Annotated in this window: 23 protein-coding genes; 20 read left to right on the top strand and 3 right to left on the bottom strand. The window is 48.1% G+C overall.

The features are described from left to right. Positions 1-192: 192 nt before the first annotated feature. The 16 genes from HW560_RS05555 to HW560_RS05630 all read left to right on the top strand — a co-directional run bounded on the left by HW560_RS05555 (position 193) and on the right by HW560_RS05630 (position 19996). A complete protein-coding gene (locus HW560_RS05555) occupies positions 193-1785 on the top strand; it encodes an MFS transporter (RefSeq protein WP_090902689.1) in 1593 nt (530 codons plus the stop codon). Between the two features lie 321 nt (positions 1786-2106). Then, positions 2107-3141, top strand: a complete 1035-nt coding sequence (locus HW560_RS05560) for an LCP family protein (RefSeq protein WP_053781967.1) — start codon at positions 2107-2109, stop codon at positions 3139-3141. Positions 3142-3323: 182 nt separating this feature from the next. After that, positions 3324-3749: a CBS domain-containing protein gene (locus tag HW560_RS05565; RefSeq protein WP_090902691.1), complete on the top strand. Its 426-nt coding sequence runs from the start codon at positions 3324-3326 to the stop codon at positions 3747-3749. Positions 3750-4003: 254 nt separating this feature from the next. Then, entirely contained in the window at positions 4004-4306 is a 303-nt protein-coding gene (locus HW560_RS05570; RefSeq protein ID WP_024629547.1) for a MazG-like family protein, read from the top strand. Continuing rightward, on the top strand, positions 4303-5223 hold the full coding sequence (locus HW560_RS05575; protein WP_244192795.1) for a DUF2232 domain-containing protein: 921 nt from the start codon (positions 4303-4305) through the stop codon (positions 5221-5223). Before HW560_RS05570 ends, HW560_RS05575 begins: the two co-directional genes overlap by 4 nt. Positions 5224-5234: 11 nt before the next feature. After that, positions 5235-7223 carry a DHH family phosphoesterase gene (locus tag HW560_RS05580; protein ID WP_090902693.1) on the top strand — a complete coding sequence of 663 codons (1989 nt, stop codon included), beginning with the start codon at positions 5235-5237 and terminating at the stop codon, positions 7221-7223. Further along, positions 7220-7663, top strand: a complete 444-nt coding sequence (gene rplI, locus HW560_RS05585) for a 50S ribosomal protein L9 (protein WP_090902695.1) — start codon at positions 7220-7222, stop codon at positions 7661-7663. The genes HW560_RS05580 and rplI overlap by 4 nt, the downstream gene beginning before the upstream one ends. A gap of 1 nt (position 7664) precedes the next feature. Further along, positions 7665-9026 (top strand): replicative DNA helicase, encoded by a 1362-nt coding sequence (gene dnaB / locus HW560_RS05590; RefSeq protein WP_062327745.1) that lies wholly within the window; start codon positions 7665-7667, stop codon positions 9024-9026. A gap of 443 nt (positions 9027-9469) precedes the next feature. Then, the gene (locus HW560_RS05595; protein ID WP_090902697.1) at positions 9470-10756 is read left to right on the top strand and encodes an adenylosuccinate synthase; all 1287 of its coding nucleotides are present in this window, start codon (positions 9470-9472) and stop codon (positions 10754-10756) included. 225 nt (positions 10757-10981) lie between these two features. Next, complete coding sequence (locus tag HW560_RS05600; RefSeq protein WP_090902699.1) at positions 10982-11767, top strand: dermokine domain-containing protein; 786 nt, start codon at positions 10982-10984, stop codon at positions 11765-11767. Positions 11768-12227: 460 nt separating this feature from the next. Next, a complete protein-coding gene (locus tag HW560_RS05605; RefSeq protein WP_090902701.1) occupies positions 12228-13760 on the top strand; it encodes a peptidoglycan DD-metalloendopeptidase family protein in 1533 nt (510 codons plus the stop codon). A gap of 263 nt (positions 13761-14023) precedes the next feature. Continuing rightward, complete coding sequence (gene yycF, locus HW560_RS05610; RefSeq protein WP_062327757.1) at positions 14024-14746, top strand: response regulator YycF; 723 nt, start codon at positions 14024-14026, stop codon at positions 14744-14746. Continuing rightward, on the top strand, positions 14746-16596 hold the full coding sequence (gene walK, locus HW560_RS05615; protein WP_090902703.1) for a cell wall metabolism sensor histidine kinase WalK: 1851 nt from the start codon (positions 14746-14748) through the stop codon (positions 16594-16596). Before yycF ends, walK begins: the two co-directional genes overlap by 1 nt. Beyond that, on the top strand, positions 16580-17860 hold the full coding sequence (locus tag HW560_RS05620) for a YycH family regulatory protein (RefSeq protein ID WP_179262283.1): 1281 nt from the start codon (positions 16580-16582) through the stop codon (positions 17858-17860). The genes walK and HW560_RS05620 overlap by 17 nt, the downstream gene beginning before the upstream one ends. Before the next feature lie 579 nt (positions 17861-18439). Continuing rightward, positions 18440-19183 carry a two-component system regulatory protein YycI gene (yycI, locus tag HW560_RS05625; RefSeq protein WP_090902707.1) on the top strand — a complete coding sequence of 248 codons (744 nt, stop codon included), beginning with the start codon at positions 18440-18442 and terminating at the stop codon, positions 19181-19183. A gap of 6 nt (positions 19184-19189) precedes the next feature. Then, positions 19190-19996, top strand: a complete 807-nt coding sequence (locus HW560_RS05630; protein WP_062327768.1) for an MBL fold metallo-hydrolase — start codon at positions 19190-19192, stop codon at positions 19994-19996. Here HW560_RS05630 and HW560_RS05635 read toward each other — a convergent pair. Beyond that, complete coding sequence (locus tag HW560_RS05635; protein ID WP_090903604.1) at positions 19965-20177, bottom strand: hypothetical protein; 213 nt, start codon at positions 20175-20177, stop codon at positions 19965-19967. The genes HW560_RS05630 and HW560_RS05635 overlap by 32 nt on opposite strands. Before the next feature lie 772 nt (positions 20178-20949). On the opposite strand from HW560_RS05635, the gene HW560_RS05640 reads away from it, so the two are divergent. The 4 genes from HW560_RS05640 (at position 20950) to rlmH (ending at position 24694) form a co-directional block, all read left to right on the top strand. Then, positions 20950-22227: a S1C family serine protease gene (locus HW560_RS05640; RefSeq protein ID WP_090902709.1), complete on the top strand. Its 1278-nt coding sequence runs from the start codon at positions 20950-20952 to the stop codon at positions 22225-22227. Positions 22228-22524: 297 nt separating this feature from the next. After that, positions 22525-23046, top strand: coding sequence for a hypothetical protein (locus HW560_RS33665; protein WP_256222223.1), 522 nt, complete (start codon positions 22525-22527; stop codon positions 23044-23046). Between the two features lie 329 nt (positions 23047-23375). Continuing rightward, entirely contained in the window at positions 23376-23543 is a 168-nt protein-coding gene (locus tag HW560_RS05650) for a CxxH/CxxC protein (protein ID WP_017691462.1), read from the top strand. A 671-nt stretch (positions 23544-24214) separates the two neighbouring features. After that, positions 24215-24694, top strand: a complete 480-nt coding sequence (gene rlmH / locus HW560_RS05655) for a 23S rRNA (pseudouridine(1915)-N(3))-methyltransferase RlmH (protein WP_053781980.1) — start codon at positions 24215-24217, stop codon at positions 24692-24694. Here rlmH and HW560_RS05660 read toward each other — a convergent pair. Continuing rightward, entirely contained in the window at positions 24666-26219 is a 1554-nt protein-coding gene (locus HW560_RS05660; protein ID WP_179262285.1) for a recombinase family protein, read from the bottom strand. The two genes, rlmH and HW560_RS05660, sit on opposite strands and share 29 nt — an antisense overlap. Beyond that, on the bottom strand, positions 26216-26818 hold the full coding sequence (locus HW560_RS05665; protein WP_179262287.1) for a helix-turn-helix domain-containing protein: 603 nt from the start codon (positions 26816-26818) through the stop codon (positions 26216-26218). Before HW560_RS05665 ends, HW560_RS05660 begins: the two co-directional genes overlap by 4 nt. Between the last annotated feature and the right edge of the window lie 34 nt (positions 26819-26852).

Consider the following 26852-nt stretch of genomic DNA (forward strand, 5'->3'; position numbering starts at 1 on the left):
ACCTGAGGGACGGTTTTATTTGGTAGAGCAGGGAATGAGTGAATAGGAATACAAGTATATTAATAAATTGACATATGAAATCATTTTGTTTAAAATGACCAGTGAGTCATTAATGTACGATTAGGTTTAATATATATGTATCATTACAGCCATACGCTACTGGATTGCAATCTGACGGGGAGGAAACATGTGATGCAAAAACAAATGAAATGGCCGCTTATCCTATTTGCTATCGGGGTGTTTATGGCTGCGCTGGATAACGGAATTATTACGTCGTCCCTGACGACTTTAAATGCGTCGTTTGGCGTGTCGCCGACATGGGGAGCATGGACAATCACGCTCTATACGCTCGGACTTGCGGTGAGTGTGCCCATTGCGGGTAAGCTCTCCGACCGTTATGGACGCAAGAAGCTGTTTCTGATTGAAGTAGCTTTGTTCGGAATCGGGTCTTTACTCGTTGCGTTAAGCACATCGTTTACCTTCTTCCTGATTGCTCGTGTCATCCAGGCGTTGGGTGGTGGCGGGATTTTTATCATTGCGAGCTCTTACGTATTAAGCAAGTTCCCAGCGGAGCGTCAGGGTACAGCCTTGGGTCTTCTGGGAGGCATGAACGGGGTTGCCGCGATTCTTGGGCCGAATATCGGTGCTTTTATCCTCGACATTACGGGGAATTGGCATTGGTTGTTCTTAATCAATGTACCGATCGCCATTTTGTTGTTTATTGCAGGCATCCGTTATATTCATGAAGAACAGGAGCTGCACCGTAAGGCGGTGGACTGGAGTGGTATCGCGGTCCTGACGTTGGGTGTGCTCAGTCTGATGTACAGCTTCAGCAACCTGGATGGCGTAAATATGCTGCGAAGTCTTGGATCACCGACGTTCTATGGCTTCTTCCTGGCAGGTGTGGTCATTCTGGTCGTCTTCTACTTTCTTGAAAAAAGGCTGGAAGGATCACAACGTGAACCTGTTGTATCTACACAACTTCTGGGCATTGCGTCCTTTCGTTGGACGCTGCTGATTGCCTTTTTCTCAGGAGCCATTCTGGCATCTGTGATCTTCATTCCAGGCTTTGTTGAGCAATACCTCGGGGTATCCAACACAGCCTCCGGCTACTGGTTTACACCGCTTGCTCTGGCTTCAGGCATTGGTGCGGGTGGTGGCGGTTATCTGGTTGACCGCAAAGGGCCAATCTGGACGTTATCTGTAGCAGGTTTGCTGTCGGCAATCGGCTTCCTGCTCTTCCCGCTGTGGGTAGAGCATATCTGGCAATTCGTGATTGCGAGTGTACTCGTGGGGATTGGCTTCGGTATGATGCTGGGAGCTCCAGTGAACGTGCTCGTTACTGAGCAAGCGGGAGAGAACAACAAGGGCATCGCAGTAGCGACCAGTTCCTTGTTCCGTCAGATGGCTATGGCGATCGCGCCAACCATTTTTGCCGGTTTTCTGGCTCGCTCCTTCTCCAACCTGGGATCTAATATTCAGCAGGGTCTCGCAGATAAGGGCATTCAGGTGCCGCCCGAAGCGCTTCAACAATATGCGTCTGGCGGCGGTTCGGCTTCAGGGAGCGATATCTCCAGCTTAACGGAGGGACTATCCCAAATCCCTGATCCGGGCATTCGAGATGTGCTGCTACAGGCTCTACATCAGACAACCGGCGAGGGTTATAGTGGGCTGTTCTGGTCTGCGGTTATTTTCAGTGTACTCACGCTGGTCGCTGCGTTGATTACAGGACGTCAGCGTCATAAAGAGAAGAAGAATCAGGTAGAGATAGCCTCAACAAACTGAATGGATGGACATTCCACATCAAGAGAACAGTGCACCTTTTGCCAGTAAAAAAGGAGCGCTGTTCTTTTTAATTTAACCGTATTGTAACTTTTCATCACCCAGCAATGATTACAATAGAACGAGCGTGAGCGGCGTTTTCTTTTCAGATAGAGAAAACTTCAGAGAACACCGTGTCACAAGCCATTGCGCACGTTTAATGGTAAGTATATAAGTTGTTCGATTTAATTAACACTGTACCGTTGCGGGGTCAGGACAAGTTAAATTCAACTTATATCGTAGTAGTATCGAATTTCATTTTGACAGTGAAGAAGGAATCGATGGATGACAAGCAGAACTAAAGATAAGAAGAAGAAAAGAAGAAAAGGTCTATATATAACGCTCGTATCGCTCGTTGTTTTGTTAATCGGGGGCTATTTGTTTCGTCAGCAGCTTGCTGTAGCGGCCTTCGATCTGTTTCTCGCTGGTTCAGTTGAAGATCAATTGTCCCGTTCCTATGTGCCGCAGGAGGGCAACAATACGCCTGACCCAACAGTATATCGCAAAGAACCGTTCTCGGTGTTGCTTCTAGGTTCAGACAAACGTGCCTATGAGAAAACACGTGGGCGCTCGGACACGGTCATCTATGCCGTTGTTCGTCCCAAAGAATCACGCGTGCTCCTGGTCTCCATTCCTCGTGACACCTATGTGCAGATTGTTGGGCGTGATGCCAACAAGGATGGCGAGGATGATTATGACAAGCTCGCGCATGCCTACGCCTTCGGTGGGGAGAATATGTCTATCAATACGGTGGAGAAATTTCTCGATGCGGATGTTGGTTATTATGCAACGATTAACTTTGATGGGATCAAAAAAGTCGTTGATGCACTTGGGGGCGTGAAGCTGCCGATTGATGAGGACATTGTGAACAAGAACCCTGAACATGTACAGTTCACAATAGAAGGCGGTAAGCCGATCTATGACGGTCAGGAAGCACTTTACTATGTAAGATACCGTGAGGATAGCGATTTTAATCGTACCAAGCGGCAGCAGATTTTCCTGAATGCGATGGCCAATGAGATGCTTAATCTGAACGCCATCAGCAAAATTCCGGAATTAATTCAGATTATGGGAGACAGCTTCCAGACGGATATGCAGCCTTCCTTCATTATTGATCTGGCCAAGCAGGTACTGACTCAGGAAAAACCGCAAATCTCAAGCTTCACTATTTTGGGCGAAGGGATGCGGAAAGACGGAATTTATTATGGCAAGGCAGATGAGAAAGACGTCCAATATGCCAAAGAGCTGATTAACAACTGGATGGATGAGTCGACCCCAGCCGGTGAAGTGATGATTCCTGACCGGCAGAAGATCGAGTAACCAATTCCATACAGACGTTATGTTTTAACATCGATCAGCAGTGCGTTTATTGGCGGGCTGCTGTTTTTTTTACTTTGTAGAAGGAATCCTGCCTTTTGGAACATCTTGCGATCTAATGCGTACTATGTAAGTTGAATGTAATAAGCTGAATGATGAAATTCACAAGGAGGATACGTAAGGGTATGAACATCGCATTTTTTTTGCTGCCCAAACAAGAAGTTACGTGCGTAACGTCGGATTCTACTCTGCGGCAAACGTTGGAACGGATGGAATATCATCGGTTCACGGCGGTGCCCATTTTGAATAAGGAAGGCAAGTATATTGGCACGGTTACCGAAGGTGATCTGTTGTGGTATATGAAGAACTCCGAGGGAAAGATTACATTTGAAAACGCTTCAAAATTTCTGCTCAAAGACGTTCCACTTCGGCTGGACATCAAGCCGGTATCCATTGAAGCCAACATGGAGGATTTGATCAATCTGGCCAAAGTTCAGAACTTTGTGCCGGTCGTCGATGATATGGAGCGCTTTATTGGGATCGTAAGACGGAGTCAGATTATTGAGTATTGCGAGGGCATTGTAGCTAAGGAATCGATGAAAGTGAAGTAAGTCAAAATAAATTTTGATATTGTTGCAACAGCGTGGATAATCACAGCCGTCCGGTATCATGTTAAACTTAAGAACAGCTGAACTTAAATGAATTTTCGACAAGATAAAATACGAATTCGTTGTACGGGGTCCCCGCAAAGTACCTGAGATAAGTTTCGGAGGACTTCTCCGCTTTTTGGGATAATTTTGCGGCCCCCCTTTTTATGCTATAATGGAGAATAAAGCTTTTTCGGGGGAGAGTGACTTTCGCCAATATGCCTAAGGAACTGGATGTAGCCAAACGCGCAAAAGTGATTGAATGGCTTAAAACCGAAGTGCTTGATCAGGTATCCCGATTATTCAAAGCGTTATGGGAAGGCAGTACAACCCGAATCGGGGACAGTCTCGCCAGTTTGATGATGAGTAGTTACATATTGGGCCGCAGGCTCGGTATTCCTTTCAAGGATCTGGATGCACTGCTTGTTGAGAAATTGAAAAAGCATAAACAGGAAGGTCACCAGTTGGAAGATTGGTACCAGGATATTTCCGCGCTAGAAGATCACATGCGTAAGAGGTGAATTTGTTGAAGTTTAGCTTTAAATCAGCTGTCTGGAGCGTAGTTTATCTGCTCTTGCTACTTTCGCTGTTAACTCCTTTATCGGTTTTGGCCATATTTTTCATGATGATACCTGGAGTTATTTTGTATGCTTCATTACCGGTAAAATCTTTCATATGGCATCTCGTCCCAGTGGCGATTATTTTGGTCATATTTAGTCCGATTTATTTGTTATTGCTGCTTTTGTTCACCCTGCCCGCCATTGTTATGGGCAATGCGTATAAGAAAAAGAAGTCGGCCCTGTACGCCTTAATGGCCGGAAGTGGAGCCATGCTGGCCGAATATCTGTTGCTCCTGTTGATTGGAAGTGTAATCTTCCAGTTTGATTTGTCGAGTTATATTAATGATGTGGTCAGATTGACGATTGAACCGCTGACGAATACATCCAATCAGATGGTAAATGGGTTTGTATGGACACCTGAAATGACTCAGGATGTTGCAAGACAGACGCAGCTTATGATTCCTTTTGCCCTGGTGGTCACGTCTCTGGTCATGGCTCTAATCACACATCTCATTGCACGTCCGATTCTGAACGTTATGGGCGTGGTTGTACCGAAATTTCCACCTGCGCGTGAATGGCGCATGCCGCGTGCCCTGATCTGGTATTACTTCCTGGCATTGTTGTTCGAAGTGATATCCAGGCAGAGTGACGGAACGTACTGGACCATGATTGCCATGAACCTGTCGCCTCTAATCAATTTGGGCTTCATGATTCAAGCCATCGGATTCTTCTTCTTTCTCTCACATGCAAAGAAATGGAATCCGGTTGTACCGTATTTGCTGGCGGCGGCAGTTTTCTTCATTGGACCGCTGCGGATTATCGGGATTATCGATCTGGCGTTCCCGCTTCGCGAGGCAATATCGAAACCAAAACGATAGGGTGATGAGTCATGCCTAAATTTCTGAAGAAACGCTGGCACGGCTACTATACCGTATGGGCGTTCATACTGCTGCTTCTGCTTGTTATGTTCGTGACCATTTACAACTGGACGCTTGGTTTGATTAGTCTGATACTGGCTTCGGCGCTGGGAATCGTCATGATTAAGGCGGAGCTAGCGTTCCGTCGTGAGCTTAACGACTACATTAATGGCCTCTCCATTCGGATTAAGCGGATGGAGGGGGAAGCGGTCAGTATGCTCCCATTCGGTATTGTGCTGTACAGCGAAGATCGTACCGTAGAGTGGCATAACCGCTTCGTCGCGGACATGTTCCAAGAGAAGACGATGGTTGGCAATCCGCTGCAAAATTTATTTCCCAAACTTCCTCAACCGAAGGAGAAAAAGGATGGGACCAAGGAGCCTTCCAAGGAACTTCATGACGAATTCCAACTGGATGATCGATATTATGGAGTTATCCATAACCCGCAGGAACGGTATGTATATGTATACGAGATTACGGAGCTAGCCATTCTTCGTGATAAATATGAGAATGAACGCATGGCACTAGGCATTCTGGTTCTCGATAACCTGGACGAAGCAGCCCAGGGTATGGATGATCAGCAGCGGACTGCACTGATTGCCCGCGTAACAAGTGAGATCACGTCCTGGGCGAAGCGGTACGAGGTATACCTGCGCCGCCTTTCCTCTGATCGTTATCTCATGATGCTGAACTATAAGTCTTTGCAGGAACTGGAGCAGAGCCGATTTGTCATTCTGGATGAAGTCCGGGAGATGACGGCTGATCTTAAGGTGCCGATGACACTAAGTGTTGGACTGGCATTTGGTTCGGATACCATCAGTGAGATGGGAGAACTGGCTCAGTCCAGTCTGGATATGGCACTTGGCCGTGGTGGTGATCAGGCTGCCGTAAAATCTGGACAACGGCTGTCCTTTTACGGTGGGAAGTCCAACGCTGTGGAGAAACGTACACGGGTAAGAGCCCGGGTTATCGCGCATGCATTGCGTGATCTGATGCAGGAGAGCGACCGGGTGATTATCATGGGTCACAAAATGCCCGATATGGATGCGATTGGCGCGTCCATTGGGGTATGGAAAGCGGCAAGTCTGTACAATGTGGAGGCACGAATTGTGCTGGATGGGCCAAATCCTTCCATTGAACGCATGATGGAACAGGTGAATAAGGATGAGAAGCTGTCCAAAGCCTTTGTGTCACCGGAACAGGCAACGCAGATGATGACGGAGCATACGCTGCTCGTTGTTGTCGATACGCATAAGGCATCCATGACAATGGAGCCGAAACTGGTTCAATCCGCTACACGTGTCGTGGTTGTGGATCATCACCGTCGGGGTGAAGAATTCATTAACGATGCAGTGCTGATCTATCTTGAACCCTATGCATCATCTGCAGCAGAGCTGGTAACTGAGCTTCTTCAGTATATTCATGACAAGGTACAATTCACTCCGCTGGAAGCGACGGCGTTATTAGCCGGAATTACGGTGGATACGAAGCATTTTGCACTTCACACGGGATCGAGAACGTTTGAAGCGGCAGGCTTCCTGCGTCGTAGTGGTGCAGACACCATTATGATCCAGCGGCTGATGAAACAAGATCTGTCAGAATATATTGCTAAGGCAGAAATCATAAAGCATGCTAAAATGGTATACGGGAACATTGCGCTGGCGGTCACGGACCCTGGCAACAAGATTCCACAGATGATGATCGCCCAAGTGGCGGACACATTGCTCAATATGACCGACGTGGTCGCTTCATTTGTCATTAGTGAACGTCCGGATGGACTGATTGGCATCAGCGCGAGATCGCTGGGGCGCATGAATGTTCAGGTGGTCATGGAACGACTGGGCGGTGGCGGACATTTGACGAATGCTGCCGTGCAGCTTGAAGGAACGCTTGGAGAGGCGGAAAAACGGCTGACGAACGTACTGGCTGAAATCGAAAAGGAAGAGGGTTTGTTCGAATGAAAGTCATTTTTATAAAAGATATGAAGGGTCAAGGCAAAAAAGGACAAGTGAAGGAAGTGTCCGAGGGATATGCACAGAACTTCCTTCTGCCACGGGGAATCGCACGTCCAGCAACAGACGGAAACATGAAAACACTCGACAACCAGAAGGCAGCGGAAGACAGACGTAAGCAGGAAGAGAAAGCAGAAGCGGAAGCGCTGGCTAAAAAGCTGGAAGCTGAAGTGACTGAACTGAAGGCAAAAGCCGGCGAAGGCGGCCGTCTGTTCGGTGCAATCACAAGCAAACAAATCGCAGAAGCTCTGGCAGCGAAAGGTCTGAAAGTCGACAAACGCAAAATTGAACTGGACGAGCCTATTCGCACACTCGGCGTAACGCAAGTCACCGTCAAGGTTCACCCTGAAGTGAAGGCTACCTTGAAGGTACAGGTAACGGAGGAGTAAGATGGGCGGCGAAATGTTATTCGACCGGATTCCCCCACAGAACCTGGAAGCCGAACAGGCCGTGCTGGGTGCAATCCTGTTGCAGGGCGAAGCCCTGATTACAGCGATGGAACGGGTGCAAACCGAGGATTTCTATGATAAACCCCATCAATTAATTTTTGAAGCGATGATCCAGCTTGGCGAGGGAAATCAACCGATTGACCTCGTGACACTGACTTCGCTACTGAAGGATAAAGGTGAGCTTGAGGACATCGGCGGCGTCAGTTATCTGGCCAAGCTGGCTCATGGTGTTCCGACTGCTGCGAACGTGGATTATTACGCTCAGATTATCGAAGAGAAATCCATGCTGCGTCGCCTGATTCGTACGGCTACGCAGATCGTGAGTGAAGGATACACGGGCGGCGAGGATGTCGCGGCTATGCTTGGAGAAGCAGAGCGGCGAATTCTGGAGATTTCCAACCGACGTTCCAGTAGTGGTTTTATAGCCATACAGGATGTACTTATGGAAGTGTTCGACCGTGTGGAGACGCTGCATCAGAACCGGGGAACGACGACGGGTATTCCGTCAGGGTTTATCGATCTGGACAAGATGACCGCCGGATTCCAGCGGAGCGACTTGATTATTGTAGCGGCACGTCCATCTGTAGGTAAGACCGCTTTCGCCCTGAATATCGCTCAGAATGTAGCCATTCGTGCGCAGGAGACGGTTGCGATATTCAGTCTGGAGATGTCAGCCGCACAGCTCGTACAGCGTATGATCTGTGCAGAGGCCAATCTGGATGCGGGTGTCATGCGTATGGGTGACTTCAAAGGTGATGAGGATTGGCAGAAGCTGACGATGGGCATTGCAGCCTTGAATGAAGCAAATATCTACATTGACGATACGCCAGGGATCACCGTAGCTGACATTCGTGCGAAATGCCGTCGTCTCAAGAAAGAGAAAGGCCTTGGCATGATTCTGATTGACTACCTTCAACTAATTAGTGGACGTGGTAAAGCCGGCGAGAACCGTCAACAAGAGGTATCCGAGATTTCGCGTACACTGAAACAGATTGGTCGGGAATTGGAAGTTCCGGTTATTGCCTTGTCTCAGCTGAGCCGGGGTGTAGAGCAGCGTCAGGATAAGCGTCCGATGATGAGTGACTTGCGGGAATCGGGTTCGATCGAGCAAGATGCCGACATCGTAGCGTTCCTGTACCGGGATGACTACTACAACCAGGAGACCGAGAAGAAAAACATTATCGAGATTATTATCGCCAAACAGCGTAATGGTCCGGTAGGCACGGTGGAACTGGTCTTCCTGAAAAACTTTAATAAATTCGTTAACTACGAGCGGGCACATAATGACGCCTTTGCCATGTAGGGGACAGGCACAGACTGCTTCGATCAGGAAGTGAAATCGTCTGTCCCGGCATCTATCATTAGATCATATGAACTCATAAGTACGTTGTGAATGAGACATATAGCGTTGGATTTGAATGCGTAGCGTATAACCGGGGTTAGCCGTCAAGCAAGCTTTGACTGGCTTCGCCGGTTTTTTGCGTCGAAATATGGAGTCAATTCCGAACATTAGAGTTGGAGGATATCTAATTGTTCGCCATTTGATTTGACTTTGAAAAAAGGGACTGGTACACTAGTACTGCTGCGTTAAAGCAGCGAAAACCTTCCCTTGGATGTAAACCGAGGGGGATTTTCACTGTCCGTTAGCACGCTTCTCCGCTGGTAATTTCACTTCAAATTCCTGCCGAGATAGAGGACGGACAGACCAATACAAAGGTGCGCAAGGCACCCACGGAGGTATGTACTATGTCAACGGTAGTTGTAGTGGGAACGCAATGGGGAGACGAAGGTAAAGGCAAGATTACGGATTATTTGGCGGAATCCGCAGATGTGGTAGCTCGTTACCAAGGTGGTAACAATGCAGGACACACGATTCTGATCGATAACAAAAAATATAAATTGACGATGATTCCATCGGGTATCTTCTACACAGATAAAGCATGTGTAATTGGTAACGGTATGGTTATCAATCCGAAGGCACTCATCGAAGAAATTAACTATATTCATGACAATGACTTTACGACCAAAAACCTGTCTATCAGCGAACGCGCACACATCATCCTGCCATATCACATGGTATTGGATGCATTGGAAGAAGAGAGCAAAGGGCCGAACAAAATCGGTACAACAGGTAAGGGAATTGGCCCATGTTACATGGACAAATCAGCCCGTATCGGTATTCGTATGGTTGATCTGCTGGATGCGGAAGAGTTCGAACTGAAACTGCGTCATCTGGTAAAAGAAAAAAACCGTGTAATCGAGCAAGTCTATGGCGGCGAGCCTGTAGATGTAGAAGAAATTTTGAAAGATTACCTGGGATATGCAGAAATTCTGCGTCCTTATGTGCGTGATACATCCGTTGTGCTCAACGAATACATCGATGAGGACAAAAAAGTATTGTTCGAAGGTGCACAAGGTGTGATGTTGGATCTTGATCAAGGAACTTATCCATTTGTTACTTCATCCAATCCGTCCGCAGGCGGCGTATGTATCGGTTCTGGCGTTGGCCCAGCCCGTATTCAGCAGGTTATCGGTGTGGCTAAAGCCTATACAACACGTGTAGGAGATGGTCCTTTCCCGACAGAGCTGCATGATGCCGTTGGTGACCAAATTCGTGAGACCGGACATGAGTACGGTACTGTAACTGGACGTCCGCGTCGTGTGGGCTGGTTCGACAGTGTTGTTGTTCGCCACGCTCGTCGTGTCAGCGGAATTACGGGTCTGTCCCTGAACTCCCTGGATGTAATGACAGGTCTGGATACGGTGAAAATCTGCACAGGATACAAATTCCGTGGCGAGGTTATCACTCACTATCCAGCAAGCCTGAAAATGCTGGCAGAATGTGAAGCGGTATACGAAGAGCTTCCAGGCTGGAGCGAAGATATCACTTCGGCGAAGAAGCTGGAAGACCTGCCTGTGAACACACAGAACTATGTAAAACGTGTTTCCGAACTGACAGGCATTCCAATTGCCATCTTCTCTGTAGGCCGTAACCGTGAGCAAACGAATCAGGTTCTTCCTATCTACGAATAAGCAGCTAGCTTAACCTGGCAATACGAAGTTAAACGTTCATCCAAATGATATGCCTATACAGGCATCATAGAGCCCCAGATATCGCTCAAATAGCGATAACTGGGGTTTTTCGCACATCTCCCTGATATAATCCCCGAATTTCCGTCAATACTGGTTAACAGTAGACTCATAGATCCTGAACATCGAATGTGATATAGGGTCGGAAAACGGAGGGAGAGAACGGGAATGAAGTTGCTTCAATGGTTCATTAAAATATTGCTTACCGTGATGCTGGTCAGTTCACTGACCCTGCTGACAACCGGATTAATCGTTCAGTCATATGTAAAATCGCTGCTGGCGAGTTTCAATATTCAGTGGGAAGGCCAGCCCATGGGATTAACGGCCATGTTCCAGGGTGCACTGGGTGGTAAATCCAGTGAAGAGAAGAAGCCGGGAACGGGCACGACAGATCAGCCAGCAGGAGCGGAGGAGGAACACGTTCCAGAAGATGCGATCTCTGTCATGGTCAATGGAACAGAAAGTGGAGAAACAGGCGCGAATACAGGCAACAGCTCAAGACAGGGTACGGGAACAAACGAGGGCCAAGGAGCAGGTTCAGGAACGAACTCTTCTGCTACGGGATTGAGTCCAGGGGGGAGCTCAGGCACGGGAACAGACGCAGATGCTGGTTCAAATGCTGGAACCGATTCAGGGACAACAACGGGCAACAGTACAGCATCGGGCAACGGAACAGGTACGAATTCCAATGGTACGTCTTCTTCAGGAAATGATGAGATTGTAGTATCTCCCGATGACATCACAGGCAAGAAGGACAAGCTGCCGCTGGAGGAAAAAGAAAAGATTTTCAGCCTGCTGATGAACAAGCTGCCTCAGAAAGAAATGCAGCAAATCTCAGGCGCCATGGAAGGTGGCCTGACTGAGCAGGAGCTGCGCGATATTGAGCAGGTGATCTCCAAATATCTGACGAGCGAAGAATACGATAATCTGATGGAAGTCCTTCAGGCGGAATAAGCATACAACCCAACCATATGAGGCACTATATAGCAAGAGTTTAACAAAATCCTTCACCAGAGATGATCTGGCGAGGGATTTTCTATTTGTATTTTTATGAAAAAGAAAACACATTTCAGTGGGTCTTAGAACCTAGTCTTAAAAAATGATCAAAAGTACATAGTATACCTGAAGTAGAGGTGTTACGGGGAAGAATATTGATCTTCCATCTTATGGATAATACAGGAAAACCAAGCGTGGCGCGGCTTTGCCCTATGACGTGTACAGTTGAAATGAGTGTAAAACCTGTGTTAAAGTATACGGGTGTGATAAAAGGTTAAAATTTTGACACTTTTATGAGCGCAGCTAAAGTCCTGATTTTGCGGACACCCGAATACAAATATCGACAAGCATGGGACAGACACAATGGGTGATGTCTTGACAGAAATGCGAACTGAGAAGTGCTGAAAAGGAGAGAATCATGAAAGGTTTCAGAGGCATACGCCAACCGGGCAAGAACCGGGAACACGAACAATCCGGGGAACACCGGACGGCCGAAGACAAAAACAACATGAGCATGTCCAACTTCAGTAGTAACAAAAAGCGCGTTCTGGCCTCGCGCAAATGGATCATTACAGCAGCATGCGGTTTATTCATCGCTGCATCGATCGGATTCGCAGGCAAACAATACGTTGCTGCAAACACCGTTCCATATTATAAAGTGATGGTTAAAGGAAATGAGATTGGCACCATCACGGATGAGGCGCAATTACAGAAATTATTTGCAGACAAAACCGAGGAATTCCAAAATAAATATCCAGAAGCGGAAATGGTGCTGAACACAGACGGCATCACGACCGAAACCATTAAAGCATACAAACCCGTAGTGAACAGTGATGAGACGCTGGACAAGCTCGGCGACATGCTTACCGCCTATGCTAAGGGTGTAGAGCTCAAGGTAGACGGTGAAGTGATCGGCATTGTGAAGGATCAGGCAACAGCAGACGCGATTCTGGAACAAGTGCAGAACAAGTACATATCGGCATCGGCTGTGCGCAGTTCGCTCAAGACGAAGTCGGTATCGGCCAACTCATCGAAGAAAGCCGAGGGGCCGAGTACTACGCTGAAGTCGGTAGGCATCAAGGAAGATGTAGCGACAGATGTGGTGAAGGCTGATCCAAACAAAATATGGGATGTGTCCGAGGCGGTTAAAGCTTTAACCGTTGGTAAAGACGCGCCTGTAACCTATGTCGTGCGTGAAGGAGATACGATCTCCTCCATTGCTGCCAAATACGAAATTACGCAAAGCGAGATTCGCAAACATAATCCGGGCATCAAAGAAACGTCGCTGCAAATTGGGGACGAGCTTACACTGACGGTGCCAAAACCAGCCGTTACGGTTAAATCGGTTGAGCAGGTGGTTGAACAGATTGAGATTAAACCGCAGGTGGAAGTACGCAAAAGTGCTGAGCTCAAAGCAGGCACAACCAAAGTGGTGCGTCCAGGTCAAAGCGGTCTGAAGAGCATGCAATATCGGATAACGAAGGAAAATGGTGAAGTCGTTCAGGAAGAATGGCTTGGCCAGGAAGTTATCAAAGCAGCGGTGACTGAAGTGGTTCTGAGTGGAACCAAAGTGGTCGGTGAAGGTACAGGTGAATTTGCTTGGCCAGTATCGAACGCTACGATGAGCAGCAGCTTTGGACAACGCTGGGGTCGCCAGCACAAAGGTGTGGATCTTGTCGGTAACCGGGACGTGAAAGCGTCTGATGAGGGCGTGATTACTTTTGCAGGACAAAAGAGTGGTTATGGCAATGTGATTATTATTAACCACCGTAATGGATACGAAACACTATATGGGCACTTGAACAGCATCGGTGTTAAGGTTGGTCAAGTCGTCGAAAAAGGTGAGAGCATCGGCGTCATGGGCAACACGGGCCGTTCGACCGGAACGCATCTGCATTTTGAGATTATCAAGAACGGAACGGTGGAAAATCCGTTGACATACTTGAACTAGTTATATCGCAACCCGGGGCAAGGTTGGCAGTTGATGCTGGCCTTGTTTTTTGCTGCTGTAAAAATTTTTCAGTTTGGGCTGTACATTGGCCCTGATCGGGATGTGACGGTGCTTCAGGTATGTTAAACTATAGACTATAGGCAACAAGACATATGATATAGACCATATTCAATGAAATCGTAGGAAACACAATTTATATAAGTTGAATAAGAGAGATAGACCGCTCAGGCGGATCAAGCAGGATATAGGGGTGAAGACAGCCGATGCAGGGGAAGATTTTGGTGGTGGACGATGAACAGCCCATTGCGGACATTCTGAAGTTTAATTTGGAAAAAGAGGGGTACGAGGTCATCTGCGCTTTTGATGGCATTCGTGCGGTTGAATTGGCGTTATCCGAGAAGCCGGATCTGATGCTGCTGGACCTGATGCTGCCAGGTAAGGATGGTATGGATGTGTGCCGCGAGGTGCGTGCCCATCTGGAGATGCCGATCATTATGCTGACCGCAAAGGATGGCGAGATCGACAAGGTGCTCGGTCTGGAGCTGGGCGCGGATGATTACGTGACAAAGCCTTTCAGTACGCGCGAGCTGCTCGCCCGGGTGAAAGCACAGATGCGCAGACGCCAGAAGCCTGCCATCACAGCTGAAGCGCCAGAAGACGAGGAGAAGCAGGTCATGCGTTTATTTGATCTGGCGTTTGATATGGACATGTATACAGCTTACAAAGGCGGCGAACCGCTGGATCTGACCCACCGTGAGTACGAACTTCTCTATTATATGGCGAAGCATTCCGGCAAGGTCATGACACGTGAACATCTGCTGCAGGCGGTATGGGGATATGAATATTTCGGGGATGTGCGTACCGTGGATGTTACGATTCGTCGTCTGCGTGAGAAGATTGAGGAGAACCCGAGCAAACCGGAAACGATTCTGACTCGCCGCGGGCTGGGATATCTCGTGCGCAGTCCCAAAAGCGTGGGGATATAATGGGACGTTTCTCGCGATTTTCGTTCTTTCGAACGATTCAGGCGAAACTGATTATTATCTATGTACTGCTGATTCTGATTGCGATGCAATTGATCGGTGTTTATTTTGTCAGTGCAATGAAGAACTCACTGACCAGCAACTTCACTGAGGATTTGCAGGCGCGGGCTGAGATGCTCTCTGTGCTTGTAGGGGAGACGATGGCTGGTGGGGAAGCTGAGGCCGGCGAGGACAAAACGGAAAACCTGCGTGTGTTGGTAAACAACCTGTTCAACATTAACGGCGCCGAGATTCAGGTGCTGGATGCCAGCGGCAAAGTGCTGACCACCTCGCTAAGTTCCCATTCAGACTATGTTGGGCGCAAAAACACCCAGACCGTTGTCAGCCGTGCGCTGCAAGGCATTCGGGACAATGAGGAATATATTGTGGACGAGGATAATGTTCGCAAAAAGGTCGTTGCCAAGCCGGTACTGTCCGGTGGCAAGATTGTCGGCGCGGTCTACATCGCCGCTTCGATGAATGAGTTATATGCCACAATGGAGGGCATTAACAAGATTTTTATCTCCGGCATTTTGATTGCCTTGGTATTAACCGCAGTGCTTGGTGTCATTCTGTCACATACGATAACGCAGCCGATCAAGGAAGTTACCCGAAGGGCGACGGCGGTCGCGGAAGGAAACTTTGATCAGCAGACCCCTGTATTCGGAACGGATGAGATTGGACAGCTCAGCCGGGCATTCAACTATATGACGAGCAGGCTCCGGGATGCACTCTCCCAGAACGAAGAGGAGAAGGAGAAGCTTACGTCCATTCTAACCAACATGAGTGATGGCGTGGTGGCCACGGACGAATATGGCAAAGTCATTCTGGTGAACCGCCGTGCGAGCAGCATTCTGGGCATGCGTCCGGCGGACATTGAAGGAAGGCATTTTGCGGTATTGCTGGGCATAGATCCGGAAGATGCAGAAGCGCTAGCGAGTGGATTTACGGGTTCGACGCTGCTTCAGATTGCGCCTGCGGGACAGGAAGATCCCGTTGTCATCCGCATGACGTTTACACCGGTTCATCGTCGTGAGCTAGGCATTACAGGTACGATCGCTGTGCTTCAGGACGTTACGGAGCAGGAAGAACTGGAAGCATCACGGCGTGAATTCGTGGCGAATGTCTCTCATGAGCTGCGTACACCGCTGACCACCATTAAGAGCTACGCAGAAGCGCTGGATGATGGAGCTCTGGAAGATCCGCAGCTCGCTGGACGATTCGTTGGGGTAATCCAGAATGAGACGGAGCGTATGATTCGCTTGGTTACGGATTTGCTGCATCTGTCCAGGCTCGATTCCAAGGAAGCGATGCTGCGCAAACAGCCAACCGACATCATGGAGATGTTGGAAGAAGTGTCGGATCGTTTTTCGTTCCAGATGCATCAGAAGGATATTCAACCTGTGCTTTCTGTAGAGAACGGGATTCCAGCGGTTCCGCTGGATCGCGACCAAATTGATCAGGTGCTTGATAATGTTGTGTCCAACGCGCTGAAATACACGCTCGAAGGTGGCACAATTACAATTGCAGCCAGACGCAATGATGATCATACTCTCGCCATATCGGTGACCGATACGGGGATGGGAATTCCACAGCGGGATTTGGATCGCATTTTTGAACGGTTTTATCGGGTAGACAAGGCTCGTTCCCGCAGTATGGGCGGCACAGGGCTTGGGTTGTCCATTGCCCGGGAAATTGTGAAGGCTCATGATGGCAATATATCACTGGAGTCTGAGGTGGACGTGGGGACAACGGTAACGTTCACACTGCCTATGCGTGAGGAAGGAGGTGAGCACCTTGAAAGAGCGGATTAAATCTCTGGTGCTTGCTTCCCTCGTCGTTGCCAGTTTGGTACAAAGTTACTTCTTGATCTATCGTTTGCCCGGTGGTGGTGATTCGATTGTGACATCAGAGACGAACTATGTGAAAACCGAGAATATGGGCCAGGAGCGCAATATTGAAGATTTAATTTTCCCTGATCAGATGGTTATTCATCTAGGGGAGGACAAACATACGGTGTTTTATCCGGGTAATACATTCTATCAGTTGATCTATTCACGGTTGCAGGGACGTACGTTTGATGATTTCCAGCGTCGGAGCGTGCAATCGGTCAACTGGGATCAGATTCGGAAGGAGAATCCTGGCTTTGAGCTGTCGTTCAAGGAAGGCATCCCTGTAGCGTTGTTGCAGCGCGTAATGCGGCTCGGGACAGACTCCCTCTTCCAAGGGGAAACGATTAACCGGATCTCGATCTATACCGCCAAAAATGAAACAAAGGCTCACGCACTGTTCTTCAGCGCCAAAGGCGATGTGGTCTACGAGGCGACGCAGGCGGATCTGACAGTTCAGGACGTGCAGCAGCATGTCGACTTCGGCAGCAGCTGGACACCTTATATGCTGATGGACGGCGGGTATTATATCCCGGCAGAAGCACTGGAAACGATTGAGGCTGACGTGCCTACAGGCCAGTTCACTGTCGAGCAAATGCAGCGCAGCCTATTCTTTGATCCAAGTATGACCCGAAACATTCGGGAAAAGGATGGATCGGAGATCTATACAGACAGCAAACGCAGTCTGCAAGTGAAGCAAGAACAGCGCTGGATTAGCTACACTGATCCGGCGGCGCCGCCTGCGGGACAGATTGATGCAGCGAAGGATGCGCTGTCCGCGGTTGATTTTGTGAATCAGCACGGCGGCTGGAAAGGTCGTTCGCGCATGATGCTGGATACAACCGATACAAAGACGAAGCTTCAGTTCCAGCAATATTACAGCAGCTTCCCGATTATGGACTCGATGCAGTTCAGGTTCGGTACGATCAGCATGGAGATGCAGCAGGAGACGGTGTCCAGCTATGAACGTTCGCTCGAATATCTGAACGAAGGCGCGGAGACGAAGAAATCGGTCACCCTGCCCGGTGGGGACAAGCTGAAGGCCCTCATCCAGAAGGTGGCGGGAACCAATCGGAAGGTTGTAGACGTGTATCCGGCGTACCGTCCATCCAGCATTGAGGACGGGCTGAAGCTCATCCCGGTGTGGGTAATCCATTTCGGAAATGGGGAGGAGACCACTGTTTCTTGATGGGTTATAGTCATTAAACATAAGGTGGGCTGCACTATCGCACTCCGCGGTCAGAACAACCTTTCGATGGCTGTTGTGGGCTTTTTGAAAGGCAGGTTCGCCGGGTCGGAGATCTAACGAATCTGACAAGCCTTAAATCGCGGATTAGCATCAAACTCGAAATCTAACGAACTTCAGCGACGTTATTCCATCGAAAATGAGTGAAAACGGATGGGAAACCTATAAATAATTGAGATAACTTCTCTCAGATTCGTTAGATTACAAACTTGTGGAAAATAGCGCAGATAGGGCGTGTACAGTTCGTTAGTCGGAAATAACGTTATAAGCGTGTCATCTTCATGTTGACGCTCCAAGCTCATGTTACGTAAATACGATGAGTTTCCCAACGCATGGTGTAACGCTTTATGTCCACAGGTGTTCAGCCATTTGTACGTACCTGTGATATTGTTGGTGAAGCGTATTATTTGAGGTGGACATTCTACCGTGTGGAACAAATAGCGCTAACGTGGACATACGGCTGTATTTTGTGTGAGTTGTAGAGAATATTTCAGTCAGTTAACTTCTAGGGAGGTGGATGTTTTGGATTGGGGACGGGCGAAAAATGTATTGATCTATGCCTTCCTGCTGCTCAATCTGGTGCTGGGATACCAGATCTGGATGGATGCACGGGAGACTGCCGGAGCCAATCTGGACTTCACCTCGCTGGCGGATAATACACAGCAGGCGATGGAGGAGAAGGGCATTCAGGTGCTGGCTCCTATTCCGAATGAGACGCCGAAGCTGCCGAAGCTGTCGTATGAGTTTATTGAAGATAACAAAACAGGCATTGAGGTTGAATTGGAAAAGCCTGTGGACAGCAAGCTGATTTTCTCGCAAAGCGAGCTGGAGGATGCACTGCAGGACGAGATTCCCCAGATTGGTACGTATCGATGGGATCAGCTGATGGCGGAGGATGGGGCATTTGTGCTTCATCCGTTGGTGGATGGCAAATGGCCGCTCTTTAATGTTAGTCTGGAGTTATTCTACAGCGATCAGAAAATTACGGGTTACCGTCAGACTCCGGTGCGGATTACGACAGCGGAGGAAAGCGATCAGCAGGTGCTTCCCGCGTCGAAGGCGCTGGGTACGCTGATCGAGAACTTTTTGCCAAATGATGCGATTGTCAAAGATATTCAGTTGGGCTATTACGGCCAGTTGTTCAATTCAGATATGCAGGTGGCGATGCCGGCATGGCGGTTCGTGCTGGAAAGTGGCGAAGTGTTGTACGTGCAGGGCATCAGCGGGGATGTATTCAGTCCCAAGACAGACAAACCAGGGGAGTAATGCGTTATGGGGATTTATTTTACCGTGTTATCCAGCGGTTCGACAGGCAATGCCACGGTTATACAGCATGGGGGCACGTCCCTCATGATTGATGCAGGTCTCAGTGCGAAGCGGCTGGAGGCATTGTTCCTGGAACGGGAGATTTCGGGAACAGAGCTGGACGGGATTCTGGTTACACATGAACATTCCGATCATATTAAAGGACTAGGCGCGATGTCTCGGAAATATAATTTACCAATCTATGCAAATACGAATACGTGGGCGGCACTGGAGAAGTCCGTTGGGGCGATTCCAGAGGAAAACCGGAGGGTGTTTGAGACGGGAGAGAAGCATGATTTTGGCTCCCTTCGCGTGGAATCCTTTGGCATCTCCCATGATGCGGCGGAGCCGGTAGGGTACACATTCGATGATGGCAGTGAGAAGTTGTCCGTCGCGACCGATCTCGGGTATATGAGCGACAAGGTTCGCGATGCAATCTCGGATTCGGATGTACTTGTACTGGAGGCGAATCATGATGTCGAATTGCTGCGTATGGGGCGGTATCCATGGAACACCAAGCGCCGCATCCTGAGCGACATTGGGCATTTGTCGAACGAAGCGGCGGGAGCAGCGCTTAGTGAACTGATGAACGGACGCATCAAGCGTACGTATCTGGCACATTTGAGCCGGGATCATAATATGATGGACTTGGCGAAAATGACGGTGCGTGATGCGATGGAGAGTCGTGGTTGCTTTTATCGGGATCATGAGTTCAAGCTCTGTGATACGTATTATGATCGGCCTACGCCATGGGATAGGGTGGGTGAGCCATAAAGCTGTCGAGTTCGGCAGCTTTGCGCTCCACTTCCTCGCGGGTCAGAATGCCTTTGTCGACGAGCAGTTCAATAATCGTGCTTAGGGCAAGGGTATTGCGGTAATGCTCTTCCTTGAGATCGGCCAGCTTGGCCGCCATATGAACTTCATCCATGGCTGTGAGTGTACGCGTGCGATCCATCATGTGAATCCTCCTTCTATGAAGCTTCGAATTGTCTTTTACTATTATTGTAGTCAGGCTTGATGGAAAACATTCCTCTTTTTGCCGCTATAATTACACGTAAGGGACGTGTATGCTGAACCAGGGGCCGCATTTTGCTTAAGAAGATGAAAAAGTTCACGGGAATAGGCAAAATTGCGCTTAACGAACTGGATTTTGTGGTGATAGATACTATGGACCTTTATTGTTAAGCGCGTTATAGCGGAAATTTCCGATAATCTTCGTAATTATGCAACTTTTTAAGATTTGGCGTGTTTAGTATATAAGGAGCTTTTAATAGTAGAGGCTGTTTTGCGCGCAAAAAGGCATGTCGTAGAATGCGAGAGCATTTCTGATAGAGTCACAGGCAGAATGGGATGTCCGTTCTGTTGTACATAGACGCTTCATTTCGAGTTAGTAGGGATGGTAGCGATATGCAAAACGATTTTTTATGCAGGAACGCATGGAAGAATGAGTTGGTGTTTACGGTAACCGCGTAACGGAGGACACAGAACGAAGCTGGAGAAGCGAAGCGTTCGCCTGAAAGCTTTCTGAAAGAAAGCTGCTTCGGAAGGATACGCTATCACCGATTTCACCCTGTGGAAAGGGATCGAGGAAATCTGGGGATAACAGCGATCGGAAGCTCGGCTGTGGCCGGAGTGGGGTAACGTAAGGACACAGTCGTTGGCCATGCGGCAACGATCGGGCGGCAGTCAGGGTCTTGATGCGTGACAACGAAGGGGAGAGGATCACGATGGGATTGTTTGGAGACGATTTTTATTCAACCAAAGTATCAAGACGCGCCGAACCTGAACAGAAAGGTAAACTTCAGATCATTCGCCCTGGAGGCAGGGGCAGGGGACGGGACCGCTGGCAGAATCCACGCAAGTCACGCTCGGGCTTTAGCTCCACGGTTAAGGTAGCCGTGATCAGTTCGGTAATCAGCTCCATCGTGACCGTTACGCTGTTCAGCTTTATCATGCAGCCTGCATCATTACCTCTGGCGAACGCTGCAGGGAACGGCGGAGGCGGTACACAAACAGCGCAGGCGGCTGATCCGTACGACCGGATTATCCAGGCAGCGGCGAAGGTCCGCCCTTCCGTGGTGAGCATTGTGAATCATAAGACGGGCAGCAGCCTGTCGATGGAAGATTCCGCGTTGGGATCAGGGGTCATTTTCAAGAAGGAAGATGGCAAAGCCTACATCATGACCAACCATCACGTTGTGGAAGGCGCGAGTGATCTGGAGATTGTAACGGTGGATGGGGAAACGCATAAGGCGAAGTTGGTGGGCAAAGACCGAGTGAGTGACATTGCCGTATTGTCTGTGCAAGATGATAAGGGCATCGGTCCAGCGGCAGAGCTTGGTGATTCCAGCAAACTTCAGCGTGGTCAAACGGTGCTGGCGATCGGTAATCCGCTCGGTCTGGGTGGTACGCTAACATCCGGTATTGTCAGTTACACAGATCGTATTCTGCCGGTATCCATTAATCAGGATGGTGTGTACGACTGGGAACAAAACGTGATTCAGACGGATGCGGCGATTAACGAAGGCAACAGTGGTGGGGCGTTGGCCGATCTTAACGGCAAATTGGTCGGCATCAACACGATGAAGATCTCGGATACAGGCGTTGAAGGCCTCGGCTTTGCGATTCCGATGAACGAAGTGATGAAAACAGTCGATTCCCTGCTGCTGAATGGTAAAGTATCTCGCCCATATCTGGGTGTGTATACCGTCGATCTGAGCAATCCGTACGCCCCACTGGATGACGAGCAGCGTAAAGACCTGAAGCTGCCATCCCACGTGGACAGCGGTGTGGTTGTACTGGAGGCGTCCGGTCCAGCATCCGAAGCGGGCATGAAGCTGAATGATGTCATTACGGAATTTGATGGGCAAAAAATTACCTCTACGCTTGATCTGCGGAAATATCTGTACGATAAGAAGAAGATCGGCGATATGATTGAAATCACCTTTTACCGGGACGGCAACGCCGAGAAGGTATCGGTGAAGCTCACGGATAAACCGGAGTAAGAGAATTGCTCTCATGTTCATGGCACACAGAGATAGGGTATTAAAAGAGAGTCGACCAACTCGTTGATCCGCTCTTTTTTATTGCACTAATCTTGATTTACATATAAACCAAATTCATGAGGTTACAGGGGGGATTTTGTCGTTTCCCTATGATAGTTAGGACCAGAGCCAAAGTCTCTATTATAGAGGGTTTCATTTATGGTAAACTGTTGGGAATGTGTTGGTGATGGGCGGCTGTGCGAGTAACATCTGTTTGTCGATCGGTATTCTCAATCTGGAGTGGAAGGGGTTAATTCAATGAAACGTTTGACGAAAACCATGTTGGGGGGAACAGGCCTGGTATCTGCGCTGTTTGTTTTGTCCGCATGTACTTCTGAGGTGTCCCCGTCAGGGACTGCTGATGTTAGTGGTTTACAGGAGAAGATTACAGGTCTGGAGAAGAAGCTTGCGGACCAGAGCGAGAAGAATAGTGAGCAGAACAAAAAGATCGCGGATCTGGAGAAAAAGCTGGAGGAGCTGAGCTCCACCGTGATTGCGGTGAATGAGCCTGGAGGTAAAGCACCTGTTAGCTCGGGAAACAACGGATCGGCTGGAAAGGGCGATGGGGTGCTGATTACGTTTGCCCAGTATGAAAAGCTAGAGGTTGGCATGGCGGTAGAGGAAGTTATCGATATCCTTGGCGGTGAAGGCGAGGCATTGAGCGAAGCGGAAAATATGGTGGTCTACAATTATAAAGGCACCGGGGGTTCGGGAGCCAATGCAGTAATCGCATTCCAGGGCGGCAAGCTGCTGACGAAGGCGCAGTCGGGGCTGGAGTAAGATCGATATTCATTGAGTATGGATTCGAATACAATAGATATGATGATTGCTTTCATGTGTCCGTTAATCTGAATAGTAACGACCGCATGGAATAGATTCGGAATTTGGAGAAGTGTTACTTTGGGATGCCAACCGGGTGTCGAGAAGTGACGCTTTTTTGGTTTTGTTTGTGCTGAAATGAGAGGACTGGTGGAAGTTGGACACGATAAATGGGGGCTAGGGGTTTCTTTTCCGCGGCAGGTGTGATAGAACAGAGAAGTGGCTATCCTGTATGGATAAGCGGTTGTGAATCGGGAGCATAGCTGGATACAGAAAGGATGCTTGAACGGATGTACGTTGTATGCAAAGAACACGTGGACATCGCCATTGACATGTTTGTTGATGAGTATGAGGACGCTCCGGATATCGTTGATCTGAAGGAGACGGAATTTGCCGATTGGGACCCGCCTGCGAAGTGCGCCGAGTGCGAACAGCACGCAGAATTCCTTGTCGTTTAGCGTACTGTAGGAAATGGATGGCTGGAGGTGTGACTTTAGGTGGCGCTTCGAGCTAGAAATCACTTTCCATCCGGTATGAACATCACAGCAAGAAGCCAAGGAGAGCGTGATGAGCGCTCTTTTTGTGTTTGTTGGGGAGTGGTGGGGTTGGTAGGCAGCGTGGAGTTGGGCTTGGATCGTAGGGGCTAATGTGGAATTAGGCGAGAGTAGGAGTTAAAGTTAGGTAGGTGCCAAGTTCCGAGATGGGAGCCAGCTAGGTTGTAACAACGGTGCAAGGTGCAGGTAATCGAAGCCTGGGCATGGGAGAAAGTGACGTTGGGTAACCTTGATGTGGGTAGGGACGTGGATGTAGACGAGCCTAGTAGCTCTAATGAACCTGATACTTCTTATTCGTGGCAAATACCGTCTGGTTAAAATCTAACGAATCGTAGACACGTTACATTACTGAAAAGGCCTCGAGACAGGTGGGAAGAGCTCGTTTTGAATGGGATAGCGTGTTTCAGATTCGTTAGATTTTAAAGGAGCCGAAATGAGGCTGAGTAAGGTGTGTGGGGTTCGTTAGAATTGGAGAGATATGTAGTAAAGGTAACACAGTTGGAACGAATGATGCTGTGAAGCATCTACTTATAGATTATTGCGAAAAAAAGATAATTTAGGAGGAATGAATCTTCATGTTGATTCAGATTATTGGCGTAGGCAAACTGAAGGAAAAATATTTGACGCTGGGCATTCAGGAATATGCCAAGCGCCTCGCCCCGTACATCAAATTTCAGATGATCGAGGTCGCAGACGAAAAAGCGCCCGACACCCTGAGCGAAGCTGAGGTGCGGGCGGTGAAGGAGCGCGAGGGTGAACGCATCCTCGCGCATGTGAAGAGCGAGGCGCATGTCGTCGCGCTCGCATTGGACGGCCAGCTCTGGAGTTCCGAGGAGCTGGCTATGGAGATCGACAAGCTCGGCACGTATGGGACGAGCCATGTCGTGTTTGTCATCGGAGGAAGCCATGGGCTCTCCGATGAGGTGCTGCGCCGCGCGAAGCAGCGCTTGAGCTTCGGGCGCATGACCCTGCCGCATCAGCTCATGAGGCTGGTGCTGGTGGAGCAGATTTATCGCGCAGTGAAGATTAATCGGAATGAACCGTACCATAAGTAAGCACAAAGTCGTCGTTAATTGAAGCGTCAAAGAACAATTCAATGTCCTTGACGCTTCTTTCGTCGGGATTGTTTCCAACGTTAACAGTGATCTTGTTGATGATGGAGTGAAGTAGGTCTTTTTGTTTCACTGGTTCAACCTTCGTTATTACCATTGAGAAGCCCATTAAGACTTGATGAACCTGTTCAAAAGACACCTCTTTTATGGTTGGTCTATTGAGTTCATACTCTGTATCCTTCTTTGTTTCAATCAGCTTTTTCTTTTCATCTTCCAACGTACCCAACTTCTCCACTACAGATGAAGGGGGATTGTCTGTAGTTACGATCACATCAATTAACCGCTTAATGTTTCTCTCAATATTCAGAAGTTGCTCCTGAATATATTCAAGTTGATCTTGGAGGGGTTGTTTTAATGTTCTGACCTTCCCGTTTACATTCCCCACAATTTTCTCTAAGAGATCGGGATTGGATGTAATCTGCTCGATTCTCTTAAAGACGAAGGCTTCAGCTTCATCTGCCCTTACTAAATTGGTCTTACATACAGCAGAGCCTTTAGAGCGTAATGCCGCACATTGATAATAACGGAGGTATTCACCAGTGGAGTTTTTAGTTCTATGTCCGATCATTCCCTGTCCGCACATTGGACAACGCAATAGGGTAGTAAGTGGGAAGTGACCGTGAAAGGTTTTTGTAGGCTTGTGAGATTTCATTTCATTCATTGATTTAGCTTTCTCCCAAACAGCCAGATCGATTATAGGTTCATGCTCACCTTGGACAAGAGTATAGTTTTCATTCTTACCTGCTCTTCTCCTTTCGTTCCAATTTTGAACCTGATTAAACCGAATGAAGCCCGCATACAAAGGATTAATGATAATTGTACGTATTGTTGGGATGGCGAAGAAGGCGTTCTTTTTGGTTTTGTAGCCCTCTTTGTTCAACTGGTTAGCAATCGCTTTATAGCCCTTACCATTGATGTAAAGGTCAAATATATAGCGTACAAGGGTGGCTTCTTTTTCATCAATAATAAGCTGTTTGTTTACTGACTTGTAGCCTAATACAATACCACCATTCCATTTGCCTTGTTCGGCACGTTCGTTCATACCCATTTTCACGTTCTCAATGATTTGATTTCTTTCTAACTCAGCAAAGCTTCCTAATATTTGTAACATCAACTTACCTACTGGGGTAGAAGCATCGATGTTTTCACTAAGGCTGAAGAAAGCAACTGAGTTTTTTTCAAGCGTATCAATGATCTGAAGAAAATCCAATTGCTTCCGTGACATTCGGTTAATTCTCCATACTGCCACCATATCAAACAGACCGTTTCCGCTATCGGCTAGAAGCATCTTTAGATTCGGTCTATCCTCGATATTCTTACCGCTGTATCCATCATCCTTATAAACATTTACAATTTCATAGCCCTTATTCTCAAAATGACTTTTTAGCACATTGATTTGGGCATCAATTGAGTAACCTTCTTTAACTTGCTCTTCTGTCGAAACACGTATATACAATGCTACCCTCATCGCTCCATATCCTCCGTATCAACCTCATCGTCTGCAAAGAACGCATCGTTCTGTTTGTTTCGAACGTATTCAGTTACCCAACGTAATACTTCCCTTTTGCTTTTGGAATCAAGTGAAGCGATATTATTTTCGAACAAGGAACAGAAGAACTCGAAATCTTCTTCCTCTTCGGTAAGCATAGCTAAGTTACCAATGACCTTCTCTGCTCTGGATAGATCAAACTGAATAAAGCTGGTTAAGGTGTTTTCGAAGATGGATTGTTTCTTATGGATTTCGTCATACCTCTTTGAATACCATCCAGAAGCCCATTTCTCTTCCTCTTGCTCCATCAATTTTATATTCATCTCTAGATTTGTTTTCTCTCGTTCAGGTGAGATGAATCCAAAGAAGTCCAAAATACCTTCAATTTTAGATTCGTCGACTCCAAGTTCGTTAAGCAGAGCGTAACAGGTATTGTAATCGGGATTCTTTATCTTTCCGTTTTCAAGTTGTGAGACGTACGTTACTGCTTTTCCAACTTTCGAAGACAGAACCTTAGAGGAGATACCTGCGGTTGTCCGTATTCTTTTGAGTTCTTGTCCGAAATCAATACCGTTCACGTTCATTCCTCCCTTTGATACTCTTAATGATAGC

Origin of the sequence: Paenibacillus sp. E222, assembly GCF_013401555.1 — a bacterium.
GTDB lineage: Bacteria > Bacillota > Bacilli > Paenibacillales > Paenibacillaceae > Paenibacillus.